Annotated in this window: 17 protein-coding genes and 1 riboswitch; of the genes, 9 read left to right on the top strand and 8 right to left on the bottom strand. The window is 65.8% G+C overall.

Going from position 1 to position 20,774, the window contains the following annotated elements:
• Window positions 1–18: 18 nt before the first annotated feature.
• From LGR54_RS22080 to LGR54_RS22095, 4 genes are read right to left on the bottom strand one after another with little or no spacing between them, the layout of a single operon-like run.
• Window positions 19–864, bottom strand: a complete 846-nt coding sequence (locus LGR54_RS22080) for a metal ABC transporter permease (protein ID WP_304512008.1) — start codon at window positions 862–864, stop codon at window positions 19–21.
• A complete protein-coding gene (locus LGR54_RS22085; protein WP_370638259.1) occupies window positions 861–1,721 on the bottom strand; it encodes a metal ABC transporter permease in 861 nt (286 codons plus the stop codon). The genes LGR54_RS22080 and LGR54_RS22085 overlap by 4 nt, the downstream gene beginning before the upstream one ends.
• Entirely contained in the window at window positions 1,718–2,689 is a 972-nt protein-coding gene (locus LGR54_RS22090) for a manganese/iron ABC transporter ATP-binding protein (protein WP_230364116.1), read from the bottom strand. Before LGR54_RS22090 ends, LGR54_RS22085 begins: the two co-directional genes overlap by 4 nt.
• A complete protein-coding gene (locus LGR54_RS22095; RefSeq protein WP_304512009.1) occupies window positions 2,686–3,645 on the bottom strand; it encodes a metal ABC transporter substrate-binding protein in 960 nt (319 codons plus the stop codon). The genes LGR54_RS22090 and LGR54_RS22095 overlap by 4 nt, the downstream gene beginning before the upstream one ends.
• A gap of 131 nt (window positions 3,646–3,776) precedes the next feature.
• A riboswitch (cobalamin riboswitch) is annotated at window positions 3,777–3,989 on the top strand.
• 112 nt (window positions 3,990–4,101) lie between these two features.
• Between LGR54_RS22095 and LGR54_RS22100 the strand changes: the two genes are divergently transcribed.
• From LGR54_RS22100 to LGR54_RS22135, 8 genes are all read left to right on the top strand, one after another.
• On the top strand, window positions 4,102–6,969 hold the full coding sequence (locus LGR54_RS22100; RefSeq protein WP_230364117.1) for a ribonucleoside-diphosphate reductase subunit alpha: 2,868 nt from the start codon (window positions 4,102–4,104) through the stop codon (window positions 6,967–6,969).
• 23 nt (window positions 6,970–6,992) lie between these two features.
• Window positions 6,993–8,114: a ribonucleotide-diphosphate reductase subunit beta gene (locus LGR54_RS22105; RefSeq protein WP_230364118.1), complete on the top strand. Its 1,122-nt coding sequence runs from the start codon at window positions 6,993–6,995 to the stop codon at window positions 8,112–8,114.
• Between the two features lie 352 nt (window positions 8,115–8,466).
• Complete coding sequence (locus LGR54_RS22110) at window positions 8,467–9,408, top strand: aminotransferase class IV (RefSeq protein WP_230364119.1); 942 nt, start codon at window positions 8,467–8,469, stop codon at window positions 9,406–9,408.
• A 117-nt stretch (window positions 9,409–9,525) separates the two neighbouring features.
• Window positions 9,526–10,725 (top strand): PotD/PotF family extracellular solute-binding protein, encoded by a 1,200-nt coding sequence (locus LGR54_RS22115; protein ID WP_230364120.1) that lies wholly within the window; start codon window positions 9,526–9,528, stop codon window positions 10,723–10,725.
• A 74-nt stretch (window positions 10,726–10,799) separates the two neighbouring features.
• Entirely contained in the window at window positions 10,800–11,882 is a 1,083-nt protein-coding gene (locus LGR54_RS22120) for an ABC transporter ATP-binding protein (protein WP_230364121.1), read from the top strand.
• Window positions 11,879–12,739 carry an ABC transporter permease gene (locus LGR54_RS22125; RefSeq protein WP_230364122.1) on the top strand — a complete coding sequence of 287 codons (861 nt, stop codon included), beginning with the start codon at window positions 11,879–11,881 and terminating at the stop codon, window positions 12,737–12,739. The genes LGR54_RS22120 and LGR54_RS22125 overlap by 4 nt, the downstream gene beginning before the upstream one ends.
• A gap of 3 nt (window positions 12,740–12,742) precedes the next feature.
• Window positions 12,743–13,570: an ABC transporter permease gene (locus LGR54_RS22130; RefSeq protein WP_230364123.1), complete on the top strand. Its 828-nt coding sequence runs from the start codon at window positions 12,743–12,745 to the stop codon at window positions 13,568–13,570.
• A gap of 64 nt (window positions 13,571–13,634) precedes the next feature.
• Window positions 13,635–15,143 carry a PLP-dependent aminotransferase family protein gene (locus LGR54_RS22135; protein WP_230364124.1) on the top strand — a complete coding sequence of 503 codons (1,509 nt, stop codon included), beginning with the start codon at window positions 13,635–13,637 and terminating at the stop codon, window positions 15,141–15,143.
• 265 nt (window positions 15,144–15,408) lie between these two features.
• Here LGR54_RS22135 and LGR54_RS22140 read toward each other — a convergent pair whose 3' ends face one another.
• From LGR54_RS22140 to LGR54_RS22155, 4 genes are all read right to left on the bottom strand, one after another.
• Window positions 15,409–16,029: a UbiX family flavin prenyltransferase gene (locus LGR54_RS22140; RefSeq protein ID WP_230364125.1), complete on the bottom strand. Its 621-nt coding sequence runs from the start codon at window positions 16,027–16,029 to the stop codon at window positions 15,409–15,411.
• A gap of 19 nt (window positions 16,030–16,048) precedes the next feature.
• Complete coding sequence (locus LGR54_RS22145) at window positions 16,049–17,686, bottom strand: UbiD family decarboxylase (RefSeq protein ID WP_230364126.1); 1,638 nt, start codon at window positions 17,684–17,686, stop codon at window positions 16,049–16,051.
• A gap of 22 nt (window positions 17,687–17,708) precedes the next feature.
• The gene (locus LGR54_RS22150; RefSeq protein WP_230364127.1) at window positions 17,709–18,137 is read right to left on the bottom strand and encodes an SRPBCC domain-containing protein; all 429 of its coding nucleotides are present in this window, start codon (window positions 18,135–18,137) and stop codon (window positions 17,709–17,711) included.
• 128 nt (window positions 18,138–18,265) lie between these two features.
• Complete coding sequence (locus tag LGR54_RS22155; protein WP_230364128.1) at window positions 18,266–19,306, bottom strand: FUSC family protein; 1,041 nt, start codon at window positions 19,304–19,306, stop codon at window positions 18,266–18,268.
• 36 nt (window positions 19,307–19,342) lie between these two features.
• On the opposite strand from LGR54_RS22155, the gene LGR54_RS22160 reads away from it, so the two are divergent.
• Window positions 19,343–20,701: a UbiD family decarboxylase gene (locus LGR54_RS22160; RefSeq protein WP_230364129.1), complete on the top strand. Its 1,359-nt coding sequence runs from the start codon at window positions 19,343–19,345 to the stop codon at window positions 20,699–20,701.
• The last annotated feature ends 73 nt before the right edge of the window (window positions 20,702–20,774 follow it).

The following is a 20,774-nucleotide window of genomic DNA, read 5'->3' on the forward strand; positions in this document are numbered from 1 at the left end:
GCGCAAGCCCGCGACCTTTCACGCGGCGTCGTTTGTCGGGAGCCGTCCGATCCCCAATGACGACCGGATGAAGGCGGCCACGAAGGTGACGCTCAGCAACAGCACGATGGTGGGGGCCGGCGCGCTGTCGAGGAAGAAGGACAGGTAGACGCCGAGCAGCGACGTCCCGATCGCGATCGCCAGCGACAGAAGAAGCATGGCGCCAAAGGTGCGGGTGAGGAGCAGGGCGATGGCGCCCGGCGCGATCAGCATGGCGATGGCGAGGATCAGCCCCACCGCCTTCAGCGCGCCGACGATGGCCAGCGAGATCAGGCAGAGCAGGCCGTAATGCAACCACCCGACGCGCAAGCCGACCGCCTGCGCCTGGGCCGGATCGAAGGCGTGCAGCAGGAAATCCTTCCACTTCACCGCGATGATGCCGGCGACGACGGCGGCGATCAGCGCGGTTTCGCCTATGTCGCGCCAGGCGACGCCGAGCATGTCGCCGAACAGGATATGGTCGAGATGCACCTCGGACTGGATCTTGACGTAGAGCACCAGTCCCGCGCCGAACATGCCGGAGAACACGATGCCCATCACCGTGTCCTGCTTGATGCGGCTATTGTCCTTCAGGAAGCCTGTCGCCACCGCACAGACCATGCCGGCGGCGAAGGCGCCGAGTGCATAGGGCAGCCCGACGATGTAGGCCAGCACCACGCCGGGAAACACCGCGTGGGAGATGGCGTCGCCCATCAGCGACCAGCCCTTGAGCACCAGGAAGCAGGAAAGCAGCGCCATCGGCACGGCCACCAGCCCGGAGATGACCAGCGCATTGACCATGAACGCGAACTGAAACGGCGCGAGCAGCGTGTCGAGCATGATCAAAGCCCCGCTTTCAACGCCTGTGCCGCCCGGCGCCGCGCCGCCAGCATGCCGTGCTTGGGGGCGAAGACGAAGGCGGCGAGGAAGATGAGCGTCTGCAGCACCACGATGATGCCGCCGGTGGCGCCGTCGAGGAAGTAGCTGGCATAGGCGCCGAGCGCGCTGGTCAGCGCGCCGATGGCGACGGCGATGACGAGCAGGCGCGGGAAGCGGTCGGCGAGCAGATAGGCGGTCGCGCCGGGCGTCACCACGAGGCAGATGACGAGGAAGGCGCCGACCGTCTGCAACGCCGCGACCGTGCAGGCCGACAGCAGGGTGAAGAACAGCACCTTGAGCGCGGTAGGATTGAGGCCGATCGAACGCGCATGCGCCTCATCGAAGAACACGGCCATGAGATCCTTCCATTTCACCAGCAGGATCACCAGCGACACGACGCCGATGAGGACGAGCTGCAGCGTGTCCTCCGGGGTGATGGCGAGGATGTTGCCGAGCACGATGGTCTGGATGTTCACCGAGGTCGGCGACAGCGACACCATGAACAGGCCAAGCCCGAAGAAGGAGGAAAAGATCAGCCCGATGATGGCATCCTCCTTCAGCCGCGTGCGCTGGTTGAGGAACAGCATGGCCGCGGCAGCGAGGCCGCCGGAGAAGAACGCGCCGATGGCGAAGGGCAGGCCGAGCATATAGGCGCCGGCGACGCCGGGAACGATGGCGTGCGAGAGGGCGTCGCCGATCAGCGACCAGCCCTTCAGCATGAGGTAGCAGGACAGGAAGGCGCAGACGGCGCCCACCAGTGCCGAGATCCAGATCGCGTTGCGCATATATTCGTAGCCGAACGGCTCGGCGAGGAGCGCGATCACGGTGCGCCCTCCCGTTCCCGGCGCCCGTTCTCCGATCGCTCGCTTTCCGGCCCTTCGCCTTCCTGCATTTCCCTGGCCGACTCCGTCTCGTCGGCGGTCTGAGGCTGCATCGCGCCCTTCTCGCCATAGAGCACCAGCGGGCGCTCGTCGTCGGAGAGCAAGGCGATCTGGCGGCGGTCGTCGTCGGCGTGCAGCCCGGCGCCGCCCAGCACGAAGTGCCTGAGCACGCCGCCGAAGGTCTTCTCCAGATTGGCCTCGGTGAAGATCTCCGCGGTGGGGCCATGGGCGAGCACCGTGCCCTTGATCAGCACGGTACGGTCGCAGAACTCCGGCACGCTGCCGAGATTGTGGGTCGAGACCAGCATCACCCGCCCTTCGTCGCGCAGCGCCTTCAAGAGGCCGATGATCGCCTCCTCGGTCTTCACGTCGACGCCGGTGAACGGCTCGTCGAGCAGAATGACGCGGGCGTCCTGCGCCAACGCGCGGGCGAGGAAGACACGCTTCTTTTGCCCGCCGGAGAGTTCGCCGATCTGCCGGTGGCGGAAATCGCCCATCCCCACGCGGGCCAGCGCGTCGCTCACTGCCTGCCGATCGGCGGCGCGGGGGATGCGCATCAGGCCCATATGCCCGTAGCGACCCATCATCACCACGTCTTCGACCAGGACCGGGAAGTTCCAGTCGACCTCCTCCGCCTGCGGCACATAGGCGACGAGATTGCGCCTGAGCGCCTCGCCGACGCCGAGGCCCAGTATCGAAATGTTGCCGGCCGCCAGGCGTACGAAGCCCATGATGGCTTTGAACAACGTCGATTTGCCCGAGCCGTTCACCCCGACCAGCGCCGTGATGGTGCCGGTCGGGATCGAGAAGCCGGCCGCGCGCAGCGCGGTGTGCCCGTTGCGATAGGTGACGGTCACGTCGTCGACCTCCAGCCCAGCGCCGGCTGTCGGTAGCGAGGGGAGGGCGTTCATTGCGACAGCCCCTTGGCCAGTCCCTGCTCCAATGTGCCGGTGGTCACGGCGAGCAGGTCGATATAGGTCGGCACCGGGCCGTCGGCCTCGCTGAGCGAGTCGACATAGAGCACGCCGCCATAATGCGCGCCGGTCTCGCGCGCCACCTGCCGGGCCGGCTTGTCGGAGACGGTGCTCTCGCTGAACACGGCGGGAATGGCGTTCTTGCGCACCGCGTCGATGACCTTGCGCACCTGCTGCGGCGTGCCCTGCTGGTCGGCGTTGATCGGCCAGAGATAGAGCTCCTTCAGGCCGAAATCGCGGGCGAGATAGGAGAAGGCGCCTTCGCTCGACACCAGCCAGCGCTTGTCGGCGGGAATGGTGTCGAGCTTGGTGCGGATCGGCGCGATGGCGGCCTGGATCTTCGCCTTGTAGGCCTCGGCATTGGCGCGGTAGGTGGCGGCATTGGCCGGGTCGTGCGCCGCGAAGGCGTCGCGGATGTTGTCGACATAGATCAGCGCATTCTGCGGCGACATCCACGCATGCGGGTTCGGCTTGCCGCTATAGGGGCCCTCCGCGATGCCCATCGGCTCGACGCCCTGCGACACCACCGCGCTCGGCACGTCCTTGAGGTTCTGGAAGAATTTCTCGAACCACAATTCGAGGTTCAGCCCGTTCCACAGGATGAGCCGCGCGCCCTGCGCGCGCTGGATGTCACCGGGGGTCGGCGCGTAATTGTGGATCTCGGCGCCCGGCTTGGTGATCGATTCCACGATCGCGGCATCGCCCGCGACGTTGCGGGCCATGTCGGCGATGACGGTGAAGGTGGTCACCGCCTTGAATTTCGGCGTCGCGCCGTCCTGTGCCGAGACGACGGCTACGCCCGCGCCGCCCATGAGGCCGACCGCGAAAGCCGCCGTCGCGAGACCTGCCGCCATGAAACCGGCCAGAACCATGCGCCTCGACCCATCGAGCATCCCTGCCTCCTTTTGCGAATGACTTGCAAAATCATATTACGCAAAGTCAGCTTCTTTGTGCAACTGCGAATGATTTGCATATCAAGGAGATGGTTGCCTGCCTATGGATTGACATTGTCCGGCGCCTGACCCCAACATCTAGATGTCACGGTCCCCCGCGTCGCGAGATTCGGGGGCTAAGAGGGAAGCCGGTGCGCCTTTCGGGGCAATGCCGGCGCTGCCCCCGCAACTGTAGGCGGCGAGCTTTTGTCCATTCCGCGTCACTGGGGCGATGAGCCTCGGGAAGGCCGGGCAAAGGCGGCGACCCGCGAGCCAGGAGACCTGCCGCGACATCATGGATCGTCCTCGGGCGGGGTGCCCCGGTGGAACGCTGTGTCGCGTCGCCGGGCTCTCATGTCTGTTTGGCGCGTCCACGTCCCGCTCGGCGCCTCCCCATCGCAACGGGGTTTGCAGCCGATGTCTCTCAATGTTGAAGCCGAACGCGCCAGCGTAAGCACGCCACCGCCGCGCGCCGTCGCGTCCTCGCCCGCCGCGACGCCCTTCTATCAGGTGATCCGCCGCAACGGTGCGGTGACGCCGTTCGATGGCTCGAAGATCGCGGTGGCACTGACCAAGGCGTTTCTCGCGGTCGAAGGCTCGAGTGCCGCTGCCTCGCGCCGTGTGCACGACATCGTCGCCGGGCTGACCGAGCAGATCGTTGCCGGACTGACGCGGCGTGCCGATACCGGCCGCACCTTCCACATCGAGGACGTGCAGGATCAGGTCGAGCTCGCCTTGATGCGCGGCGAGCACCACAAGGTTGCCCGGGCCTATGTGCTCTATCGCGAGGAGCGGGCGCGGGAACGTGCCGCGAGCAGAGCGGCGCCGGCCGCCGTCTCCGCCCTGCGCATGAAGGCCGCCGATGGGGAGCTGGTGCCGCTCGACGAGGCGCGGCTCGCGGCGCTAGTCGAAGAGGCGACCGCCGGCCTTGCCGACGTCTCCGCCGAGGTCGTCCTCACCGAGACCCGGCGCAATCTCTATGACGGCATCAGCGCGGGCGAACTGGCGCTGGCGCCCATTCTCGCCGCCCGGACGCTGATCGAGACCGAGCCGAACTACACCCGCGTCTCCGCCCGGCTGCTGCTCGACAAGCTGCGCCGCGAGGCGCTGAGCTTTCTCGCCGGCGTTGCTGAAGAGGCGACACAGCAAGAAATGTCCGTGCGTTACGCCGACTATTTCACAAGCTACATCAAGCGTGGCATCGAGGAAGAGCTGATCGATCCCGAGCTGGGCCGCTTCGATCTCGACCGGCTGGCGGCGGCGCTCTTGCCTGAGCGCGATCTTCAGTTCGACTATCTCGGCCTGCAGACGCTGTATGACCGCTATTTCCTGCATGCGCGCGGCACCCGCTTCGAGCTGCCGCAGGCCTTCTTCATGCGCGTCGCCATGGGGCTCGCCTTGCGCGAGGTCGACCGCGAGGCGCGGGCCATCGAGTTCTACCGGCTCTTGTCCTCCTTCGACTTCATGGCTTCGACGCCGACGCTGTTCAATTCCGGCACGCCGCGTGCGCAGCTCGCTTCCTGCTTCCTCACCACCGTGCCCGATGATCTCGACGGCATCTTCAAGTCGATCAAGGACAATGCGCTCTTGTCGAAATATGCCGGCGGCCTCGGCAATGACTGGACGCGCGTGCGCGGCCTCGGTGCCCACATCAAGGGCACCAATGGCGAGAGCCAGGGCGTGGTGCCGTTCCTGAAGGTGGCGAACGACACCGCCATCGCCGTCAACCAGGGCGGCAAGCGCAAGGGGGCGGTCTGTGCCTATCTCGAGACCTGGCACGTCGACATCGAGGAGTTCCTCGACCTGCGCAAGAACACCGGCGACGACCGCCGGCGCACCCACGACATGAACACCTGCAACTGGGTGCCGGACCTGTTCATGGAGCGCGTCGAGGCGGATGGGCCGTGGACGCTGTTCTCGCCGAATGAGGCTCCCGAGCTGCACGATCTTTATGGGGCGGCTTTCAAGACCGCCTATCTAAGCTACGAAGCGAAGGCCGCACGCGGCGAGATGAAGGTGTCGAAGCAGCTGCGCGCCGTCGATCTGTGGCGGCGCATGCTGACCATGCTGTTCGAGACCGGCCACCCGTGGATCACCTTCAAGGACCCCTGCAACATCCGCTCGCCGCAGCGCCATGCCGGTGTGGTGCATTCCTCGAACCTGTGCACCGAGATCACGCTGAATACCTCGAATGACGAGGTGGCGGTGTGCAATCTCGGCTCGATCAACCTGCTGGCGCACATCACGCCGGACGGGCTCGACCCGGCGCATCTCGCCCGCACGGTGGCGACCGCCATGCGGATGCTCGACAATGTCGTCGACATCAATTTCTACACCATCCCGGAATCCCGCCGCTCGAACCTGCGCCATCGGCCGATCGGCTTGGGCATCATGGGCTTTCAGGACGCGCTGCATGCGCTGCGCATCCCCTATGGCTCCGACGAGGCGGTGCGCTTCGCTGATGAGAGCATGGAGGCGGTGAGCTTCCACGCCATTTCGGCCTCCACCGACCTCGCCGCCGAGCGCGGGCGTTATTCCAGCTATGACGGCTCGCTGTGGTCGCAGGGCATCCTGCCGATCGATAGCATCGAGCTGCTGGCGGAAACACGCGGCGGGCTGGACCTCGACCGCTCCTCGACGCTCGACTGGGACAGCCTGCGGGCCCGGGTGAAGGCGGTCGGCATGCGCCATTCCAACACCATGGCCATCGCCCCCACCGCGACGATTTCCAACATCTGCGGCGTGTCGCAGTCGATCGAGCCGGCCTACCAGAACCTCTTCGTCAAATCGAACATGTCCGGCGACTTCACGGTGGTGAACGAGTTCCTCGTCCGGGACCTCAAGGCGCGCGGCCTGTGGGACGAGGTGATGGTCTCCGACCTCAAATATTACGATGGCAGCGTCGGCCGGATCGACCGCATCTCCGACGACCTCAAGGCGCTCTACGCCACCGCCTTCGAGATCGACGCCGCCTGGCTGATCGAGGCGGCGGCGCGCCGGCAGAAATGGATCGACCAGTCGCAGTCGCTGAACCTCTATGTCGCCAACCCGTCCGGCCGGAAGCTCGACGAGACCTATCGGCTGGCGTGGAAGCGCGGGCTGAAGACCACCTATTATCTGCGCTCGCGCTCGGCCACCCATGTCGAGAAATCGACGCTGAAAGGCACGGACGGCAAGCTGAACGCCGTTTCGGCGGTGATGGCGGCCGCGCCGATCCGCGTACCGGAAACCGTGTTCGGCAAGGCCTGCGCCATCGACGATCCCGACTGCGAAGCCTGCCAGTGAGCGGCGAAGAAGGAAATACGAGCATGCTCGACTGGTCCGATAGCAAGACCGTACCCGCTCCGATCCACCCCGCCTTCGCCGCGCCGACCGGCGACGCGACGGGCCTCGGCACCATCGAACGCGGTGCCGCCCGTGTCACCGTCGACGAGAAGCGGATGATCAACGCCCGCGCCGACGTGAACCAGCTGCTGCCGCTCAAATACAAATGGGCGTGGGAGAAGTACCTCTCCGGCTGCAATAATCACTGGATGCCGACCGAGGTATCGATGCAGGCCGACATCGCGCTGTGGAAGTCGAAAGACGGCCTCACCGAGGACGAGCGGCGCATGCTGAAGCGCAACCTCGGCTTCTTTGCCGCCTCGGAATCGCTGGTGGCCAACAACATCGTGCTCGCCATCTACCGCCACCTCACCAACCCGGAATGCCGGCAGTATTTGTTGCGTCAGGCTTTCGAGGAGGCGGTGCACACGCACACCTTCCAGTACATCGTGGAGAGCCTCGGCCTCGACGAGGGCGAGCTGTTCAACATGTATCGCGAGGTGCCCTCGATCACCGACAAGGCGGCGTGGGCGCTCAAGCACACGCAGAACCTCGACGATCCCGACTTCAAGACCGGCACGCTGGCGGCCGACCAGTCGTTCCTGCGCGACCTCGTGGCGTTCTACGTCGTGTTCGAGGGGATGTGGTTCTACACCGGCTTCGCGCAGATCCTCTCGCTCGGACGGCGCAACAAGATGGTCGGCATCGCCGAGCAGTATCAATACATCCTGCGCGACGAGAGCATCCACCTGAACTTCGGCATCGACGTGATCAACCAGATCAAGATCGAGAACCCGCAGCTATGGACGCCCGCCTTCCAGGACGAGGTGCGCGCCATGCTGAAGGATGCCGCCGAGCTGGAGGCCGCCTATGGGCTGGACACCATGCCGCGCGGTTTCCTCGGGCTGAACGCGGCTTTGTGCGAGGAATACATGCACTTCATCGCCAACCGCCGCTGCGCCCAGCTCGGACTCGCGCCGGTGTTCGCGGAAGCGGACAACCCGTTTCCGTGGATGAGCGAGGCGATGGATCTGAAGAAGGAGAAGAACTTCTTCGAGACCCGCGTCATCGAGTACCAGAACGGCGGCGCGCTGGCCTGGGATTGACCCATACGCGACGGGATCGGTGGAGGGCCTCGCGTCGACGCGATGCCTTCCGCTGGACCTTCGCCCGATCGGCATGTGGCGGTTGGCTGAGCCTCCTGATCGACGGCAGCCTCCTCGACAAGCTGAAGCGAGGGGCGCCATCCCCATCGCAACCGGTCCCGTCGCCCGCAATCGTGGCTGGGGGCCGCTCGCGTGGAGGCAGGAGCGCCGGGAAGATCAGGCCGTGCGCGCTGACACCCGCATTTTGCGAAGTGGTACCGTCATTTTCCCCGCAAGCGGTCCTTTTTGATGGAGCCATTCAGGGAAAAGCTGTCCTCGACCCGCTCGGTGCGGGATTTCGAAGGAGGACATCATGAGCCAGTCGAGCCCCGACTACTCGAAAGGCGCCGCTTACATGAACGGCACGTACGTGCCGATCTCCGAGGCCAAGATTCCGGTCGGCGACTGGGGCTTCACCCATTCGGACGTCACCTATGACGTGGTTCACGTGACCGATGGCGGCTTCTTCCGCCTGGAAGACCATCTCAACCGCTTCCACCGCTCGCTGGAAGGCTACCGCCTCGATCCCGGCGTCACCCGCGACGAGATGCGCACCATCCTCGGCAAGGTAGTGGCGCTGTCCGGCCTGAAGGACGCCTTCGTTGCGATGATCTCCACCCGCGGCGTGCCGCGCGTCTATGGCTCGCGCGACCCGGCCGATTGCGACAACACCTTCATCGCCTATGCGGTGCCGTGGGTCGATGTGATCAAGCCGGACGTGCAGGAGCGCGGCGCCCACCTGCTGGTCGCGCAGGTGCCCCGCATCTCGCAGAACTCGCTCGACCCGACGCTGAAGAACTACATGTGGCGCGACTTCACCCGCGGCATGTTCGAGGCGAAGGACAAGGGCTTCGACACCGCCATCCTGCTCGACAGCGAGGGCTACCTGACCGAAGGCGCCGGCTTCAACGTCTTCATCGTCAAGGACAACAAGGTCATCACCCCGGATCGCGGCGCGCTGCGCGGCATCACCCGCCTCGCCGTGCTCGACCTCTGCCCCGAGCTCGGCCTCGAGCCGGTCGTCGGCCCGATCACCTTCGAGGACCTGATGGACGCCGACGAGGTGTTCACCACCACCACCGCCGGCGGCGTCATGCCCTGTGCGCGGGTGAACGACCGCATCTACGGCAATGACCGGCCCGGCCCGATCAGCGCCAAGCTGAAGGACACCTACTGGCGCAAGCACAAGGAAGGCTGGCACATGACGCCGGTCAACTACGCCGACGCCGACAATCCCTTCAAGGTCGCGGCCTGACACTGCATTCGACAGGACGGCTCAAGGGCGGCGCCAGATCGCCCTGAGGGGAAACGCACAAGGCAAGGGCCCCGCAAGGACCAATCGCACCACTTTCAAAAACCAGAGGGCGTGGCCATGACCAAATCGACGTTCAGTTCTTCCGACGCTGCGAGCCCATCCGCCTCGCCGGTCAGTCGCCGTACCGTGCTGAAGACGCTGGCGGCGGGAACCGCCGGGGCGCTTGCCGCGCCCTATATCCGGCCCGCCTACGCGGCGCCGACGCAATTGCGCGCGCTGATGTGGGAAGTCTATGCGGTTCCCGACATCGTCGGGGCCTTCGAGGAGAAGCACAAGATCAAGTTCTCGCCGACCTTCTTCGACGGCAATTCCGAGGCCTACAACAAGCTGCGTGTCGGCGGCAGCCGAGACTTCGACCTCGTGCAGGCCGACGGCTTCTGGCCGGGCCTCTACTTCCGCGAGAAGCTGATCCGCGACATCGACTACGCCAAGATCCCCAACACCGCCAATGTCTATCCGGTGTTCAAGCCGGACCGCTTCAAGCTGCTGACCGACGAGGCGAGCGGCAAGCATTTCGGCGTCACCTGGTGCTGGGGCAGCTACGGCACGACCTACAATGCCGGAGAGGTGCCGAAGGAGAAGGTAGAGAGCATCGAGGTGCTGTTCGACCCGGCCTTCAGCGGCCGGCTCGCCACCAGCGCCCGTTTCGAGGAGAACATCGCGCTGACCGGCATCCTCGCCGCCACGCGCCTCGGCACCAAGGACAAGCCGCGTCCCGACGGCAAGTCGTTCAATCCCTATGTGCTCACCGACGAGGAGCTGGCCGAGGTCGAGAAGCTGCTGATCCAGCAGAAGCCGCTGCTGCTCACCCGCTACCAGGACAACACCACGCTGCAGCAGCTGCTGGAGAGCGGGGCGATCGTCGCGGCGCCGGAATTCGCGCAGGTCTACCGGGTGCTGGTGCAGAAGAAGGACAAGGGCGAGATCTCGGCCGACTTCTCGCACCAACTGGTGCCGAAGGAGGGCGGGCTCGGCTGGGTCGATACCTGGCTGGTCACCACCGGCGTCACCGATCCGGCGACGCTCGACATCTGCCACGACTTCATGAACACCTTCCTCGCGCCGGAGAACATCAAGAAGATCTCGCTGATCGCCGGCTCCTCCGCGACCGTCGACCTGCGTTCGATCTCCACGCCCGAGGAGCAGAAGCTGTTCCTGATGGACCGCACCGAGGAGCTGTCGTCGATGTACATGTTCGACCAGCCGTCCTCGACCGAGAAGTGGGAGCGCGTCTGGTCGCGCGTGCAGGCTGCCTGACGACACCCGAAGTCATCGCCCGGGCCGTGGCGGCCCGGGCCTTGCTTCTGTCCGTTCGCAGCAAGGAGTGCGGCGTGGCCTACATACATCTCGACGGCGTTTCCAAGCAGTATGGAAGCGTCTGGGCGGTCGATCGCGTCAACATGGCGATCGAGAAACATGAGTTCGTCTCCCTGCTCGGGCCCTCGGGCTCGGGCAAGACGACGCTGCTGCGCATCATCGCCGGGCTGGAGCGCCCGACGACGGGGCGCGTGCTGATCGACGGCGAGGACGTCACCGAGCTGCCGCCGCACAAGCGCGGCGTCGCCATGGTGTTCCAGGAGTTCCTGCTGTTCCCGCACCGCACGGTGTACGAGAACCTCGCCTTCCCGCTGCGCATGCTGAAGCTGCCCAAAAGCGAGATCGAGGCGCGCGTCGAATGGGTGGTCGGCATCCTCGCTCTGCGCGGGCTGGAGAAGCGCTATCCCAACCAGCTGTCCGGCGGCCAGCAGCAGCGCGTGGCGCTCGGGCGCGGCCTGGTCGGCCGGCCGAAGGTGCTGCTGCTCGACGAGCCGCTCGCCAATCTCGACCGCGAGCTGCGCCAGGAGATGGAAGTCGAGATCCGCAAGCACCAGACCGATCTCGGCATCCCCTTCATCTATGTGACCCACAACCAAGAAGAGGCGCTCTCGATGAGCGACCGCATCGCCGTGGTGCGCGGCGGGCGCATCGAGGATTTCGCCTCGCGCACCGACATCTACGACCGGCCGAAGACAGCCTTCATCGCCCAGTTCGTCGGGCGCTCCAACCGCTTCATCGGCACCGCCGCGACGGCTGGTGACACGATATCGCTCAGCGGCGAGGGAGTGCGGATCGAGACGGCGACCAGGCCGGGGATCGCCGATGGCGAGCGCGTCGCCGCCTATGTGAAGAACGAGAAGGTCCGGCTGCGGCCCGCGTCGGCGGGCGGGGCGGGCGCGGCCAACACGCTGGCGGCGACGGTGCGCTACGTCATCCTGCGCGGCGCCTATGCGGAATATGTGCTTGGCTGGAGCGGCGGCGAGCTGGTCGCCAGCCGGCCGCGCAGCGAGGCGGAGTTCACCGAGGGCGCGGAGGTCGTGGCCTTCTGGGACGCGGCCGATGTCGACCTGTTCCCGGTACCGGAGGACAGCCGATGAAACCGCGCGTCGCCCCGGCCATCTTCCTCGGCATCCCCACCGTGTTCCTGGTGGGGCTGTTCGTGCTGCCGCTGCTCTCCATGCTGGTGCTGAGCGTCTGGCGGACCGAGAACTACCATATCATCCGCGACTTCAGCTTCCACAATTACGAGGTGTTGGCGACCGAAGGCGCCTACATGACCTTCCTGCTGCGCTCGCTGGTGATGGCGAGCGCGGTGTCGCTGATCTGCACGCTGCTTGCCTGGCCGATCGCCTACGGCATCACGCTCTATGGCGGACGCTACAAGCTGTTGTTCTCGCTGGCCTTTGCCGTGCCGTTCCTCACCGGCGAGGTGCTGCGCATCATCGCGCTGCAGGGCCTGCTCGGCCCGCTGGGGCTGCTGAACGGGGTGCTGCTGTCGCTCGGCGCCGCGCCGCTCCGGGTGATCATGTACACCAATGTCGCCAGCGCCATCGGCCTCGTCTATCTCTATTTGCCGATCGTGGTGACGGTCATCTACCTGTCGCTGCTCAATTTCGACCAGCGGCTGATCGACGCCGCCACCATCTTCGGGGCGAGCCCGGCGCGCGCCTTCTTCGAGGTCACCTGGCCGCTCAACCTGTTCGGCACGCTGATCGGCTTCGCGCTGTGCTTCATTCCCTGCCTGTCGGCGACGCTGGCGCCGCGCTTCCTCGGCGGCCCGAACGGCACGCTCTACGGCATGGCGATGGCGCAGCAATTCGGCGAGAGCGGCACCTGGGCGCTCGGCGCCGCCATGGGCGTGGTTCTGTTCGCGGTGTCGGTGCTGCTGGTTGTCGGGGTGGCCCGGCTGATCGACCTGCGCCGCACCGGCTTCACCGGCTTCGGGAGGGGATGAACCATGCGCATCAAGATCAAGCCGGGAAAATTCGCCCTGCTCGCGACGGTCGCTCTGTCCTACCTGTTTCTCTACCTGCCGGTCGTCCATATCGGTCTCGCCAGCTTTGCGCGGAACTCCAATTTTCCGTACCCGCCGAAATGGTCGCTCGACATCATGGCGCGGCTGTTCTCCAACTCGCTGTACCAGACCGCGCTCGGCAACAGCCTGATCATCGGCATCTTCGCCGCGCTGCTGTCGACCGCGCTGGCCGGGCTCGCCACCATCGGGCTGATGCGCCATGCCGGACGCCGCGCGCCGCTTTATCTCGCCTTGTTCATCGCCCCACTCTTCGTCGCGGAGGTGCTGCTCGGCATCTCCTCGCTGATCTTCAACGGCCTGTTTCTCGGGCTGCAGGGCAACATGGTCTCGGCGATCCTGGCCAATACGGTGCATTGCTTCAGCTATGCGCTGCTCATCATCGCCACCCAGCTCTACCGCTATGACTGGCGGCTCGACGACGCGGCGATGGTGTTCGGGGCATCGCCGGCGCGCACCTTCTTCGAGGTGACGCTGCCCTTGATCTGGCCGGGCCTGCTCGGCGCCTTCATCGTCACCTTCATCATGGCGTTCAACAATCTGGAGATCTCCTTCTACCTGCTCGGCGCGACGCCGACCTTGCCCTCGGCCGCCTGGGGCGCGCTGCGCTACGGGGTGAAGCCGGAGCTCTACGCGCTGGCGACCTGCGTGAACCTGATCGTCTTCGTGCTACTCGCCGTCATGTTCGTGCTGATGAGGACCGGCCTGGTCACCTTCGGCCATCGGCCGGAGCGCGAACGCAGCGCCGTGTAGCGCGGGCGCGAGCCGGGTGGTGCGGAACTTGCGTTCTCCCGATCGGTCAGATCGCGGAGGCATTGTGAGACTGCTGGATTCGCTCGCGCTCGATATCGACAGGGTTGCCGATGCCCCGTTGCACCGGCAGCTCTATCGACGGCTCGTCGAGGAGATAACGGCCGGCTCGCTGCGGCCGGGCGAGAAGCTGCCGTCGACGCGCGACTTCGCCGGGTTGCTCGGCGTGTCGCGCAACACCGTGCTGCTCGCCTTCGACCATCTGATTTCCGAGGGCTATCTGCAGCCGATGACCGGCTCCGGCACCTATGTCGCCCGGGATCTGCCCGAACAGCTGCCCGCCAAGGCGCCGGCCCGCATCAACCCCGCCATCGAGGCGGCCGGGCATCTCAGCCGCTCCCTGGCGCCGGACACGGCGATCACCCATGCGCCGTCCACCCTGCGCCACATGCGCCGGCCGGTGCCGTTCCGCGCCAACTTCCCGGCGGTGGACATGTTCCCGGTCCGGCAATGGGCGAGCCTCGCGGCCAACCTCTATCGCGAGCTCGATCCCGGCGCCGCCGGCGAACTGCTGGGGGAGGGCGACCCGCAAGGCTATGAGCCTTTGCGCATCGCCATCGCCGAGCATGTCGCGCTCAGCCGCGGCCTCAGCTGCACGCCGCACAACATCGTCATTTTCGCGGGCGCGCAGCATGCGGTGGATCTCGCCTGTCGCATCCTGCTCACGCCGGGCGAGCGCGTCTGGTGCGAGGACCCGGGCTATGACGGCATCTATGCCTCCGCCACGGCTGCCGGGGCTCTTCCGGTTGCGGTGCCGGTCGACGAGGAGGGGATCGTCGTCGAGGACGGGATCGCGCAGGCGCCTGATGCGCGCCTCGCCTATGTATCCCCCTCCAAGCAGTTCCCCCTCGGCATGGAGCTGAGCCTTGAGCGGCGCCATGCGCTGCTGCAATGGGCGAACGCCGCCGGCGCCTGGGTGCTGGAAGACGATTACGATACCGAGTTCCGCTATGCCGGCCGCCCGATGCCGGCCCTGCACGCCTTGGATCGAGAAGGCCGTGTTCTCTATTTCGGCACCTTCAGCAAGATGCTGTTTCCCGGCTTGCGGCTCGGCTTCGCGGTGCTGCCGGACGCGCTGGTCGAGGCCTTCGTCTCGGCGCGCGCCATCGTCGGGCGTTATTCGCCGATGCTGGAACAGGCGCTGGTCGCTCGTTTCATGGAGGACGGCCATCTCGCCACGCATGTGCGGCGCATGCGGCGCCTCTATGCCCAGCGACAGGACTATCTGCTGCGGGCGATCGAGCAGCGGCTCTCCCGGTGGATGATGGCGGCGCCGACCAACACCGGCATGGAAATCATCGCCCGCCTCGCCCGCGGGTTGAGCGGCCGGGCCGTGGCGGAAGCCGCCGCGCAGCGCGGTCTCGAAATCCTGCCGATCGCCGCCCTGGCGCGCGAGGCGAAGGTCGACCACCTCATCACGCTCGGCTTCAGCGCCTTTGGCGAAGAGCAGATGGATGAAGGGATCGGCATCCTCCGCGACATCTTCGTCACCATGGAGGGCCGCGGGCCTCAATAGCCGGTGCTAACGAAGGCGGCCTCGGGAGGCGCCCTCGGTCCCGCCGATCTACGCATGCGGCCGGATGCGCCGGATCACAGTGCCGACGGTTGGATTTCGTGGTGCGACGCGTCCATGTGCCGGGCGGCCATCGTGGGCGAGGGCGCGGTCGCTGTCATGGCGGACCGGGTACCCAACCCATCTGCGCGCCGCGCGCTGGTCCATGAGACCACACCTCCCGCAATATGCAGGAGGCGTGGTCGCGCGACACAGGCTTTCCGGACCTCTAATCCAGTGAAAGTGACAGCGGGACCTCTTCGTCAGTCTCCGCCGCGCCTTCCTCTCCCCAGCGTGGAAACGCCTTCAGGTCCAGATCGAACAGATCGAGCACCCGGCCGATCGTGTGCGTGACCATGTCGTCCAGGGATTGGGGGCGCGAATAGAAGGCCGGAACGGGCGGCGCGATGATGCCGCCCATTTCGGTGACCGCCAGCATGCTCTTCAGATGGCCGGCGTGAAGCGGCGTCTCGCGCAGCATCAGCACAAGCCGCCGACGCTCCTTCAGGCAGACATCGGCCGCCCGGCTGATGAGGCCGGACGTTACGCCATGGGCGATGTCGCTCATGCTGCGTACCGAGCAGGGCGCCACGATCATCCCCATGGTGCGGAAGGAGCCGCTGGAAATCGGCGCCGCGATGTCGTTAGGCGAATAGACGACATCGGCGAGGCTGCGCAGTTCCTCCGCAGACATGTCCGTCTCGTAGGCGCGGGTCATCTCGCCGGCCTTGGAGACGACGAGATGGCTTTCGATCTTGAGTTCCCGCAGAGCCTGCAGCAGCCGCACGCCGTAAACGATGCCGGTGGCGCCGGTGATACCCACCACCATGCGCCGGGGTGCATTCCCCATTGTCAGTTTCCTTGCGCGTTCATGCCGGCCCCGAGCCGACATGCCGCGGGTCGAAGTTCGACAGGGCCGCCGGTTTCGCCTCGAAGGCGAAGGGGCGGTCGGACAGGGTGTAGCGGTACCACGGCGCGTCGTTCATGCGGCCGAGCTTGTGGCGCAGGCTGCCGAAGGCCCCGTAGATGAACTTGTAGGGCTGGCCGTGGAAGTGCTTGAGGATGTCGAGCCAGGCGCGGGGCTCGGCGCCGATGAAGGCCTCCATCTCGCGGGCGATCTCGTCCTCGGTCAGCGGCTTCAGATCGGCCGGCGGCTCGCCGAGATCGGTCACCGCGCTCTTGATGAACTCGTCCGGGTTCCAGCCGGCGCCCATCGGCTTGGTGCAGTCCATGCCGATCTTCGAAGCGACGCCAGGCTCGGCACACTTCGGGTCGACCGTCATGGTGTTGCAGTCCTTGATGAGGACGGTGTCGCGGTCCGGCATGTAGCGGAACGCCATGGCGGCGAGCACCGCCTGGTCGTCCCAGATGTCGACGTCGTCGTTGAACACCATCGCGACCTTGGGCAGGCCCTGCTTGGAGCAGGTGAGCATCAGCCCCAGCGCCTGCTTGGCGTCGCCGGCGCCGAGCGGCCGGATCTTGGCATAGGCGATGTTCGACAGGCCGCCGGCCGGGCTGCGCACCTCCATCACATCGATGCCCGCGAGACGCAGCGCGCCATAGAGGTCGGCCTCGATGGCGGGCAGCTGCAGCATGTTGTCGGTGTACCAGGGATGCATGCCGCCAATGGTGCAGTGTTGGTAGATCGGGTTCTTGCGGTAGGTCATCGCCTTCACCTTGAGGCGATAATTGTGCTTCATCCCGCCTCCATACATGCCGGTATATTCGCCATAGGGGCCTTCGTCGAAACTCATCCCCTCGGTGGCCATCAGCTCGCATTCGAGGACGAGCTCGGCATTGGCGGGCACCATCACGTCGATGGTCTCGCACTTCACCATCTTGGCCGGCGCGCCGTAGAAGCCGCCCAGCACCTCGAAATCGTCGGTATCGCCGGGCACGCCGACCAGAGCCGAAATCTTGTCGAGGATCGGGCCGCCAATGACCATGGCGACTTCGAGATTCTGCCCCTTCGCCGCTGCGGCCATCGCGTGGATGCGCTGGCGGTGCGAGGTGCAGGTCATGTCCACCGACTTCTCGTTCTTCGAACGGAACATCGAGCGGTAGATGCCCCAGTCATACACCCCGGTGTCGGGATGCTTCGAGATGAACAGGTTGTCGTTGGTATAGGCGTGGCCGTCGCGGTCGTGATGCAGGAACAAGGGCAGCCGGGTCAGGTCGACGTCGTCGCCCTTGAGGATCACCTCCTTGCACGGCGCCGTCTCGACAATCTCCCATTTGGCGCGCGACTTGGCCTTCTCGACCATCTTCCGGCCGGTCTGGGTTCGGTCGCACTCCATCGCCCAGGCATACATGTCCTGGTTGGAATAGGCATTGGCGAGGACGGAGAACTCGCAATCCTTGATCTTCTCGATCAGCACCGCCTTGGTCGGATTGGCCTCGAGGGTCACGGGTATCTGGTCGACGCGGATCTCGTCGGTAATCCGGACCAGAAAGCCGGCGGCATCCATGGCCTGCACGAAATCGGGAAGCGACTGCTGGGACGGCATGTGGTGGAACTCCAGGCCGGATTCAGGAAAAGGCCGGGTCCGACACGCCGGTTTCGACATATTCGCGCAGATGATCCATCAGCGCGCCCCAGATGGTGTTGCACTTGATGAAATTGGCTTCGTCATGCGGCCAGCCGCCATGGGTGACCCGGACTTTCGTGCGTCCGCCCTCGGCCGGGGCGAAGGTGAAGGTCGCGGTCGTGCCGACGGCGTCGCCGGGGCCCGTGGTGCAAGTCCACAGGATGTCTTCCGGGTTGTCCTGGTCGATCCGCCAGGAAAATTCCGGCCGGCCCGAATACTTCAAAGTCCAGGACGTCCCGAGCGCGCCGCTGCCCTCCACATGCGGAGTGTTCCACCCCCGAAGGCCATCGGCGGTGCTGAGTGCCTTTCGCACCTTGTCCGCGTCGGCAGAAATGAAAATCTCATGCTTCAGTGAATGTGCCCCAGCCATTTAGGCCCTCCCTTAGAGTGGCGAGATACTGATCCGAATGATGCGGGCAAGGCAAGTGCCCCGCCATGCCGTAAGGCCCTGAATTGTCGGTGATCCTCGCTCCGGGACGGGACGGTCGGGCGCATGCTCTACGCCTTTCCGTCGAGGCGCGGCGCGGCGCGGCCGGCGAGGATGAGGCTGCCGAGGAAAATCGCCACGAGGGCGATCACCGCGCCGATTCCCGCCTCCACCAGGCGCTCCATCAGCAACGGAGACCAGGGAAGATCGCGGCCGAGATTGCTCATGCCGATCGCCAGCGGCGTGATGAAGAGCAGGGCCCCCCCGAAATTGCGGGCCAGGAAGAGCTCGGCGATGGCCTGGCACACCGCGATGATGAGGATGAGAGCGAGAGGACCAGGCTGCTGCGCGAACAGCACCGCGGCGATGCACACGCCGCCGAGCGTGCCGCCCACCAGGTGGACCGCCCGGCGCATGGCATCGGCGGGAGTGAGCGCCGGTATCACCGCCGCCACCGCGATGGGAGCCCAGAAGGGATGGCCGATGTCGAGCGCCCGGGCGAGCCACCAGGCGCCCGTCACCGACAGCGCCGCGATGGCGATGACGATCGCATGGCGGGTTTTGTCGAGGGCGGCCGAACCGGCCAGCGTCCTGCGACGAACATTGGGCGCGAGGGCTCGTGCGTCCACGGCATCGCCCGGCTCCAGCGCGGTGAGCAGGATCGAGAAACCGGCTCCGCCCACGCCGGCCGCGATGGCCGGCAGCATCTCGGCCGTCGTCAGCGGGATGCCGGCGAGGATCAGCAGCACGAGGACGAAGAAGATGTCGCCGCGCGGCGCCCATCCCATGATCGTGCCGAGCGAGCCCGCTCCCACCACCACGGCCGCGAGCATGATGGACAGCAGCCATTCCGGCCCCGCCGCCACGGAATAGACGACCGCCGCGACGAGGGTGACGAGGAGCGCGGCGCCGACGACGACCTGCGTCTCGACCCGCCGCTGACGTGTCTCGCTGTGGCCGAAGAGGGAGGTCAGCGCGCCGAAGGCCGCATAGACGGCAAAGTGAATATGGCCGGAGGCGTAGAGCGCCAGGATCGGCAGGCCGACCGAGAGGCCGACACGAAGCGCGGCCCGAAGGTCGGGTGTCTTTACCTTGAAAGGAAAGCTGCGCATTAATCACGGACCTGCGGGCGGTGACAGTGGTGGATCATGCCTTACCAAGACCTTCGAGCTTTTCTTTCGGCCCTGCGGACGTCCGGTGAACTTGTCGATATTACACGGCCGATTGCCTTGCAGTATGACGTCGCCAAAGCTCTCGCCAAGACGAGTGCGAGCGACGGGCCGGCGCTGATGTTCAAGGACAATGGCACCGCGTTCCCGCTGGTCGGGGGCCTGTACGGCAATCGCAAGCGCGCCCTGATCGCCTTCGAGGCGACCGGCGAGACCATCCATGAGCGCGTGACCAAGGCCATCGACAACCCCATCGGTCCGGTTGATTTCGCCGGTCCTGCACCCTGCCAGGAGGTGGTGCTCACCGGCGACGGGATCGACCTTACCAAACTTCCGGTGCCGACTTACAGTCCGAAGGATGGCGGCCCCTTCATCACCGCCGGTATCGTCGTTTCCGAGGACCCGGACACCGGAATCCCGGATATCGGCAATTACCGGTTCCAGCTCCACGATTCGAAAGTGCTGGGCGTGTGGGCGGCGCCGAGCCATCGCTTCGGCAAGAACATTGCCAAGGCGGTGGCGCGCAAGGTGCCGCTGCACGGTGCCATCGTCATCGGTATCGACCCGATGACGGCGTTCGCCTGCCAGGTGCAGGTCGCGGACACCTCGAACGACTGGTTCGTCGCCGGCGGCTTGCGTGGTGCGCCGGTGGAGCTGACGAAGGCCGTCACCAGCGACCTGAAAGTGCCGGCGCATGCGGAGTTCATCATCGAGTTCGTCGTCGATTCCGACGACCAGCGCATCGAGGGGCCGCTCGGCGAATATACCGGCTATTACACGGCCGCCGATCCCAAGCCGACCGCCAAGGTGACGGCGATCACCCATCGCAAGGACGCGATCTTCCAGGGCCTGCTCACCGGCAAGCCGATCACCGAGAACCACGTTCTCAAGCAGATCCCGTTCGAGGCGTCGATGCTGCGCCAGCTCAAGGCGCAGTTCCCCTCCATCTCCGACCTCGCCATCACGTCCTCGGGCGGCGTGCAGGTGTATTTCGTGATCGCCATGACGCCACGCTACGAGGGCGAGGCGCGTCAGGCGATCCTGGCCGCCATCGCGTCCAATCCTCACCCGAAATGGGTTGTGGTCGTCGACCCGGATATCGACATCCGCAATTCGTCGGACGTGGAATGGGCGATGTCGTTCCGGGTCAAGCCACGCGAGGATGTGTTCGTGGTCGACCGCACCGCGGCGGCGCCGCTCGATCCCTCGACCGATGGCGGCTATTCGTCGGCGGTTGGCATCGACGCCACGCGCCCGTTCGGGGTGGAATTCCCCGCGGTGTCGGAGGTTCCGGACTGGCGGACGTTCGATCTTCCGGAGATCGACCGAGGGGCGTAAATTTCCAGATACCGAACCGGCGCTTATTCCGCGCGGTGATTGTCCGATTACGTGTTGTCGCCCAAGTTCGCGC

Origin of the sequence: Ancylobacter sp. Lp-2, from assembly GCF_020523795.1 — a bacterium.
GTDB lineage: Bacteria > Pseudomonadota > Alphaproteobacteria > Rhizobiales > Xanthobacteraceae > Ancylobacter.

Excerpts from the sequence above, each read along its gene's own strand:
- LGR54_RS22090 (WP_230364116.1), bottom strand. The coding sequence starts at position 2,689 with ATGAACGCCCTCCCCTCGCTACCGACAGCCGGCGCTGGGCTGGAGGTC.
- LGR54_RS22095 (WP_304512009.1), bottom strand. The coding sequence starts at position 3,645 with ATGCTCGATGGGTCGAGGCGCATGGTTCTGGCCGGTTTCATGGCGGCA.
- LGR54_RS22100 (WP_230364117.1), top strand. The coding sequence starts at position 4,102 with ATGTCTCTCAATGTTGAAGCCGAACGCGCCAGCGTAAGCACGCCACCG.
- LGR54_RS22105 (WP_230364118.1), top strand. The coding sequence starts at position 6,993 with ATGCTCGACTGGTCCGATAGCAAGACCGTACCCGCTCCGATCCACCCC.
- LGR54_RS22110 (WP_230364119.1), top strand. The coding sequence starts at position 8,467 with ATGAGCCAGTCGAGCCCCGACTACTCGAAAGGCGCCGCTTACATGAAC.
- LGR54_RS22115 (WP_230364120.1), top strand. The coding sequence starts at position 9,526 with ATGACCAAATCGACGTTCAGTTCTTCCGACGCTGCGAGCCCATCCGCC.
- LGR54_RS22125 (WP_230364122.1), top strand. The coding sequence starts at position 11,879 with ATGAAACCGCGCGTCGCCCCGGCCATCTTCCTCGGCATCCCCACCGTG.
- LGR54_RS22130 (WP_230364123.1), top strand. The coding sequence starts at position 12,743 with ATGCGCATCAAGATCAAGCCGGGAAAATTCGCCCTGCTCGCGACGGTC.
- LGR54_RS22140 (WP_230364125.1), bottom strand. The coding sequence starts at position 16,029 with ATGGGGAATGCACCCCGGCGCATGGTGGTGGGTATCACCGGCGCCACC.
- LGR54_RS22145 (WP_230364126.1), bottom strand. The coding sequence starts at position 17,686 with ATGCCGTCCCAGCAGTCGCTTCCCGATTTCGTGCAGGCCATGGATGCC.
- LGR54_RS22150 (WP_230364127.1), bottom strand. The coding sequence starts at position 18,137 with ATGGCTGGGGCACATTCACTGAAGCATGAGATTTTCATTTCTGCCGAC.
- LGR54_RS22155 (WP_230364128.1), bottom strand. The coding sequence starts at position 19,306 with ATGCGCAGCTTTCCTTTCAAGGTAAAGACACCCGACCTTCGGGCCGCG.
- LGR54_RS22160 (WP_230364129.1), top strand. The coding sequence starts at position 19,343 with ATGCCTTACCAAGACCTTCGAGCTTTTCTTTCGGCCCTGCGGACGTCC.